Source organism: Actinomadura sp. HBU206391 (assembly GCF_014323665.1).
GTDB lineage: Bacteria > Actinomycetota > Actinomycetes > Streptosporangiales > Streptosporangiaceae > Actinomadura_C.
Genome location: NZ_JABVEB010000282.1, coordinates 1 through 6602, shown reverse-complemented (window position 1 = coordinate 6602; position 6602 = coordinate 1). Strand labels below are relative to the sequence as shown.

Genomic DNA, 6602 nt, shown 5'->3' with positions numbered 1-6602 from the left:
GGCGATAGAGCCGCGCAGGTCGGCGGACGTGGACCCGGATCTCGCCGACATCGAGAACATCCTCCGCCGGCGTGGGATCTCCTGAGGACGATCACTGTTCCGACTTGGTTAAGGCCGTATCTTTTCCTGAGTTGTCTGGCGTACAGTATCCCCGGTCTAGGGGTTACTGGCTCTTGGTTATGCTTTGGGCTGTTTGTCCAGTAAAGCATCAAGAGCGCATATGCCCTAGATGACGACGAGATCACAAGTCAGACACGGGGACTAGCGCCACGGACCCCTGCGCGCGACATTCGTCCGGGGAGAGTAGGTTTCCCTCCGACAGAGGGGCGTTACGGGTCCTGGACCAGTGCATACATCAGTGGTCTGTGGCTTGTCGGCCGTCCATGGGGCGGTCGTGTGCATGGGAGGTACGTAGGTGACCGCACCGATCGAGGTGGCCGGGTCTGAGGCCGATGCCCAGCCGGATGCCGTCCTTGCGGGGGTCGATCGCAAGGCGATCCAGGGGCGTTCGCTCGGGCAGATCGCGTGGCTGCGGCTCAAGCGCGACAAGGTCGCCCTCGGCGGCGGACTGGTCGTGCTTCTGCTCGTCATCGCAACCGTTCCCGGAGTGACTGAGGCGCTGGTCCGCTGGTTCGGCCACCCTCCGAACGAGTTCCACCAGGAGCTCACCGACCCGACGCTCGGCAGTCCGATCGGCAAGTGGGGAGGGATCAGCGCCGACTACCCGTTCGGCATCGAGCCGGTCAACGGGCGGGACCTGTTCAGCCGCGTGCTCTACGGGGCACGCGTCTCGATCCTGATCGGCTTCCTGGCGACGCTTGTCTCGGTCCTGATCGGTACGGTCATGGGCGTCATCGCCGGCTACTTCGGTGGCTGGGTGGACGCAGTGATCGCTCGCACCATGGACATCTTCCTGGCCTTCCCGCTGCTGCTGTTCTCGATCGCGCTGGTCGGCGTGATACCGAACGACATGCTCGGACTCGCGGGCAACAACCTGCGGGTCGCGGTCCTGGTGTTCATCATCGGGTTCTTCAACTGGCCCTACATCGGGCGGATCATCCGGGGCCAGACGCTGTCGCTGCGGGAGCGTGAGTTCGTCGACGCGGCGCGCAGCCTCGGCGGGCGCAGCTCCTACATCATCTTCCGCGAGATCCTGCCCAACCTGATGGGGCCGATCCTGGTCTACGCGACGCTGCTGATCCCGACGAACATCCTCTTCGAGGCGGCGCTGTCGTTCCTCGGGGTCGGCATCAATCCCCCGAAGCCGTCATGGGGCGGCATGCTGACGGATGCGACCAACCTGTATTCGATCGCCCCCCATTTCGTGGTCGTCCCTGGCCTGGCCATCTTCGTCACCGTCCTGGCCTTCAACCTGTTCGGTGATGGGCTCCGCGACGCCCTGGACCCGCGGGCTCGATGACTCCGGCACGTACCGGTAAAAAGAAAGGCAACCCATGAGAAGTCCGAAAGTCTTGACCACGGCGGTGGCAGGTGCCATCGCCCTGAGCTTGGGCTTGGCCGCCTGTGGCGGCGGTGACGACGGCGGTACCGACTCCGGCGGCAGCGGTGGCGGAGTCAAGTTCGACGCCGGCTCCACCGCCGTGGTGAACCCTTCTGACAAGAAGGGCGGGGTGTTGAAGACGGCGGTGAGCGATGACTTCGACTCCACCGACCCCGGTGACACCTACTACGCCTTCGGCAACAACTTCATCCGGACGTACGCTCGCATGCTCATGACGTACGCCTCGAAGCCGGGTGTCGAGGGCAACAAGGCGGTGCCCGACCTGGCCGAGGCCCCCGGGGTGCCGAGTGACGGAAACAAGACCTGGACCTACAAGCTGAAGAAGGGCATCAAGTACGAGGACGGCAACGAGGTCAAGGCCAAGGACATCAAGTACGCGGTGGCCCGGACCTACGACCGCGGCGTGCTCGGCCATGGCCCCGCCTACTTCCCGCAGCTGCTCGACGCCGACGGCTACAAGGGTCCCTTCAAGGACAAGAACCTCGACCACTTCAAGGGCATTGAGACGCCCGACGACTACACGGTCGTCTTCAAGCTGAAGGACTCGTTCGCCGAGCTCAACGAGCTCGTCATGTTCAGCGGGCAGACCGCGCCGGTGCAGCAGGCCACGGACAAGGGCACGCGCTACGCGCTCCACCCGATCTCCACCGGGCCGTACAAGTGGGAGGGCGACTACAAGCCCGGGAAGGGCGGTGCGCTGGTCCGCAACGAGAACTGGGACCCGGCCACCGACCCCAACCGCAAGCAGCTGCCCGACCGCATCGAGGTGACCGCGGGGCTGAAGGCCGAGGAGCTGGACAACCGCCTGCTCAACGGCACCCTCCATGTCGACCTGGCCGGATCCGGAGTGCAGGCCGCCGCTCGGCAGAAGATTCTCACCGATCCGAAGCTGAAGGCCAACGCAGACAACCCGCTCGCGGGCTTCCACTGGTTCATCCCGATCAACGTCAAGAACATCCCGAACGTCGAGTGCCGCAAGGCGATCGTCTACGCCACGGACCGGGACGCGCTGTTCCGGGCCTACGGCGGTGAGGTCGGCGGGGAGCTGGCGACCTCGATCATGCCACCCGCGATTCCCGGGCGCGAGAAGGGCCAGGACCTCTACACCTCGTCCCAGCCGGGCTACAAGGGCGACGTGGACAAGGCCAAGGAAGCGCTGACGAAGTGCGGCAAGCCGAACGGCTTCGAGACCATCATGGTCTTCCGCTCCGACCGGCCGAAGGAGAAGGCCGCGGCCGAGGCGATGGAGCAGGCGCTGAGCCGTGCCAACATCAAGCTGACCCTCAAGGGCTTCCCCGCGGGCACCTACACCGGTGAGCAGTTCGGTTCCCCGGCGTTCGTGAAGAAGGAGAAGATCGGCCTGGGCACCTATGGCTGGGCTCCTGACTGGCCGACCGGTTACGGCTACCTGCAGCCGATCTCGGATGGCAAGGCGATCGTGGAGAGCGGCAACTCCAACCCGGAGGAGATGAACGACCCAGAGATCAACAAGCTCTGGAACGACGTGGTCAAGCTCGAGACCCCGGCGGAGCGTGACAAGGTCTACAACCAGATCGACACGAAGCTGCGGGAGCAGGCCGCGCTTCTGCCGAACGTCTACGCCAAGTCGCTGCTCTACCGGCCGCCCACACTGACCAACGTGTACTTCCACGCCGGCTTCGGCATGATCGACTACGCCAACCTCGGCGTGACGGGCTGAGTCGGCGCCGCACTACCTGATAGAAAGCAGGTGAAGGCACCGGGCGGCCGGCAGGGACGACTTCCGCCGGCCGCCCAAGCCGGACACCGTGATCGCATTCATCGTTCGTCGGCTGCTGGGTGCGGCCGCGTTGCTGTTCATCGTGAGCGCGGTGACGTTCGCGATCTTTTTTCTTGTGCCCAAGGCGGCCGGAACGAGCACCAACGACCTCGCCGCGCGTTTCGCCGGCAAGTCACCGACCCCCGCCGCGCTGGCCGAGATCAAAGAGCGCCTCGCACTCGACGACCCGGTGCCGGTGCAGTACGGCCGCTTCATCAAGGCGATCGCCCTCGGTGACGAATACGACACCGGCACGGAGAAGATCGACTGTCCGGCGCCCTGCCTGGGCTTCTCTTTCCGCACCAACCAGCCGGTGCTAGGGGAGATCATCGATCGGGTTCCGGTCACGCTGTCGATCGCAGGTGGGGCGGCGGTCCTCTGGCTGGCGGTCGGCCTGTCCATCGGCGTGCTGTCGGCCCTGCGCCGCGGCACCTTCTTCGACCGTGCCGCGATGGCGGTCGCGCTCGCCGGGGTCTCGTTGCCGATCTTCTTCACCGGCCTGCTCGGCCTGGCGTTCGTCGTCCATCAGTGGGGGATCCTGCCGCAGGTGGACTACGCGCCGCTCACCCGGGATCCGGGTAAGTGGTTCATGAGCCTGATCCTGCCGTGGATCAGCCTGGCGTTCCTCTACGCGGCGCTCTATGCCCGGCTCACCAGGGCGGGCATGCTGGAAACACTGAACGAGGACTATATTCGTACCGCCCGTGCCAAGGGACTGCCGGAGCGCACGGTCATCGTCAAGCATGGGCTGCGGGCCACCTTGACCCCGATCCTCACCGTGTTCGGTCTCGACATCGGGCTGCTGCTCGGCGGGGCGGTCATCACCGAGACGACGTTCTCGATGAAGGGAATGGGCGCCCTCGCGCTCACCGGCATCGCCCAGAGCGACTTGCCGGTGGTCCTCGGGGTCACGCTGGTCGCGGCGGTCTTCATCGTCTTGGCGAACCTGGTCGTGGACGTCTTGTACGGGGTCGTGGATCCGAGGGTGAGGCATAACTGATGGGGGATAAGGAGCTGCGGGCCGAGACACTCGACGGCGCGCCGGGCGGCGCCAAGGCGCCGACGGCGTTCTTGGAGGTGCGCGATCTGCGTATCCACTTCCCGACCGACGACGGGCTGGTCAAGTCCGTTGACGGGCTGTCGTTCCAGCTGGAGCGCGGCCGCACGCTCGGGATCGTGGGGGAGTCCGGTTCCGGGAAGAGCGTGACGAGCCTGGGCATCCTCGGCCTGCACAACCGCAGGAACGCCAACGTGTCCGGGGAGATCTGGCTGGACGGCCAGGAGATCGTCGGTTCGTCGCCCGATCAGGTCCGGCGGCTGCGCGGCCGGAACATGGCGATGATCTTTCAGGACCCGCTGTCGTCCATGCACCCGTTCTACACGGTCGGTAACCAGATCATCGAGGCCTACCGGATCCACAACGACGTCAGCAAGAAGGTCGCGCGCAAGCACGCCATCGACATGCTGGGCCGCGTGGGCATCCCGCAGCCGGACCGCAGGGTGGACGACTACCCGCACCAGTTCTCCGGCGGTATGCGGCAACGCGCCATGATCGCGATGTCGCTCTCCTGCGACCCGGAACTGCTCATCGCCGACGAGCCAACCACGGCGCTCGATGTGACGGTACAGGCGCAGATCCTCGACCTGCTCCGGGACCTGCAGGAGGAGTTCAACTCCGCGATCATCATGATCACCCACGACCTGGGCGTCGTGGCGGAGCTCGCGGACGACATCCTCGTCATGTACGGCGGCCGTTGCGTGGAGTACGCGGCCGTCGATGATGTCTTCCACCGGCCGCTGCACCCGTACACCTGGGGGCTGCTGGGCTCGATGCCGCGCCTGGACCGGGAGCGCTCCGAGCGCCTGCTGCCGATCAAGGGCACTCCGCCCAGTCTCATCAATCTCCCGTCCGGCTGTGCCTTCAACCCCCGGTGTGTCTACTCGGAGCTGAACGACGGCAGGAGCGAGACGGAACGCCCGGAGCTCGAGGAGCTGGAGCCAGGCCACAGGGTCGCGTGCCACCTGCCGCTGGCCAGGCGCAAGGAGATTTGGGACAACGAGATCAGGCCGAAGCTGTGACGGCCATGGTCGGGGGACCAGGGGTAGCGTCGCTCCTGAAGACAATCCTGGAGTACGTGTGAGCACATCGGAAAGCCCGGCCACCGAGTCGGACGCGAACCGGCCAGGCGACGGCGGCGCGGCGACCGCGCCGTCCGCGGTGTCGGTCGCCAAGGAACCGCAGCCCGAGAAGAGCCGCGAGACGCTCCTCGAGGTGACGGATCTGCAGAAGCACTTCCCGGTCACCGCGGGCGTGCTGCGGCGGCAGATCGCCGCGGTCAAGGCGGTCGACGGCATCTCGTTCTCCGTGCGCAAGGGTGAGACCCTGGGGCTGGTGGGGGAGTCGGGCTGCGGCAAGACCACCACCGGGCGGATGATCATGCGGCTCCTGGAGCCCTCGGCAGGGAAGATCACCTTCGAGGGCCAGGACATCACGCACATGAAGCAGCGGACCCTCCGGCCGCTGCGGCGTGACATCCAGATGATCTTCCAGGATCCGTACTCCTCGCTGAACCCCCGGCACACGGTCGGCGCGATCGTCGGAGCGCCGTTCAAGCTGCAGAAGATCGCGACCGAGAACGGGGTCAAGAAGGCGGTCCAGGAAATCCTGGAGCTCGTCGGCCTCAACCCCGAGCACTACAACCGCTACCCGCACGAGTTCTCGGGCGGTCAGCGGCAGCGCATCGGGGTGGCCCGGACGCTCGCGCTGCGGCCCAAGCTCATCGTCGCCGACGAGCCGGTGTCGGCTCTGGACGTGTCGATCCAGGCGCAGGTCGTCAACCTGCTGGAGGACCTGCAGGACGAGCTCGGCCTGACCTACGTGGTCATCGCGCACGACCTGTCAGTGGTACGCCACATCTCCGACCGGGTCGCGGTCATGTACCTCGGCAAGATCGTTGAGGTGGCCGACCGGACCAGCCTGTACGAGTCGCCGATGCACCCGTACACCAACGCGCTGCTGTCGGCGGTGCCGATCCCGGACCCGGAGAAGCGCAAGGGACGGGAGCGGATCCGGCTCCAGGGCGACGTGCCGAGCCCGCTCAACCCGCCGCCCGCCTGCCGGTTCCACACCCGGTGCTGGAAGGCCCAGGAGATCTGCAAGACGGTCGAGCCCCCCATGGTGGAGCTCAGGCCCGGCCACGAGACCGCCTGCCACTTCCCGGAGAACGCCCCGGCCGGTGCGGCCGAGACGGTCGCCAAGAGCGCCGCACTGTAGGACACCGC

General features: G+C 66.3%; 5 protein-coding genes. All 5 read left to right on the top strand.

The genetic code is table 11. The annotated features are described in order from the left end of the window. The first annotated feature begins 415 nt into the window (after positions 1 to 415). The 5 genes from HKK72_RS34160 (at position 416) to HKK72_RS34140 (ending at position 6594) form a co-directional block, all read left to right on the top strand. Positions 416 to 1420 (top strand): ABC transporter permease, encoded by a 1005-nt coding sequence (locus tag HKK72_RS34160; RefSeq protein ID WP_187238553.1) that lies wholly within the window; start codon positions 416 to 418, stop codon positions 1418 to 1420. Between the two features lie 34 nt (positions 1421 to 1454). Continuing rightward, entirely contained in the window at positions 1455 to 3221 is a 1767-nt protein-coding gene (locus tag HKK72_RS34155; RefSeq protein ID WP_187238552.1) for an ABC transporter substrate-binding protein, read from the top strand. An 88-nt stretch (positions 3222 to 3309) separates the two neighbouring features. Next, a complete protein-coding gene (locus HKK72_RS34150) occupies positions 3310 to 4320 on the top strand; it encodes an ABC transporter permease (protein ID WP_187238551.1) in 1011 nt (336 codons plus the stop codon). Continuing rightward, the gene (locus HKK72_RS34145) at positions 4320 to 5399 is read left to right on the top strand and encodes an ABC transporter ATP-binding protein (protein WP_187238550.1); all 1080 of its coding nucleotides are present in this window, start codon (positions 4320 to 4322) and stop codon (positions 5397 to 5399) included. The genes HKK72_RS34150 and HKK72_RS34145 overlap by 1 nt, the downstream gene beginning before the upstream one ends. 139 nt (positions 5400 to 5538) lie before the next feature. Continuing rightward, the gene (locus HKK72_RS34140; RefSeq protein ID WP_187238554.1) at positions 5539 to 6594 is read left to right on the top strand and encodes an ABC transporter ATP-binding protein; all 1056 of its coding nucleotides are present in this window, start codon (positions 5539 to 5541) and stop codon (positions 6592 to 6594) included. The last annotated feature ends 8 nt before the right edge of the window (positions 6595 to 6602 follow it).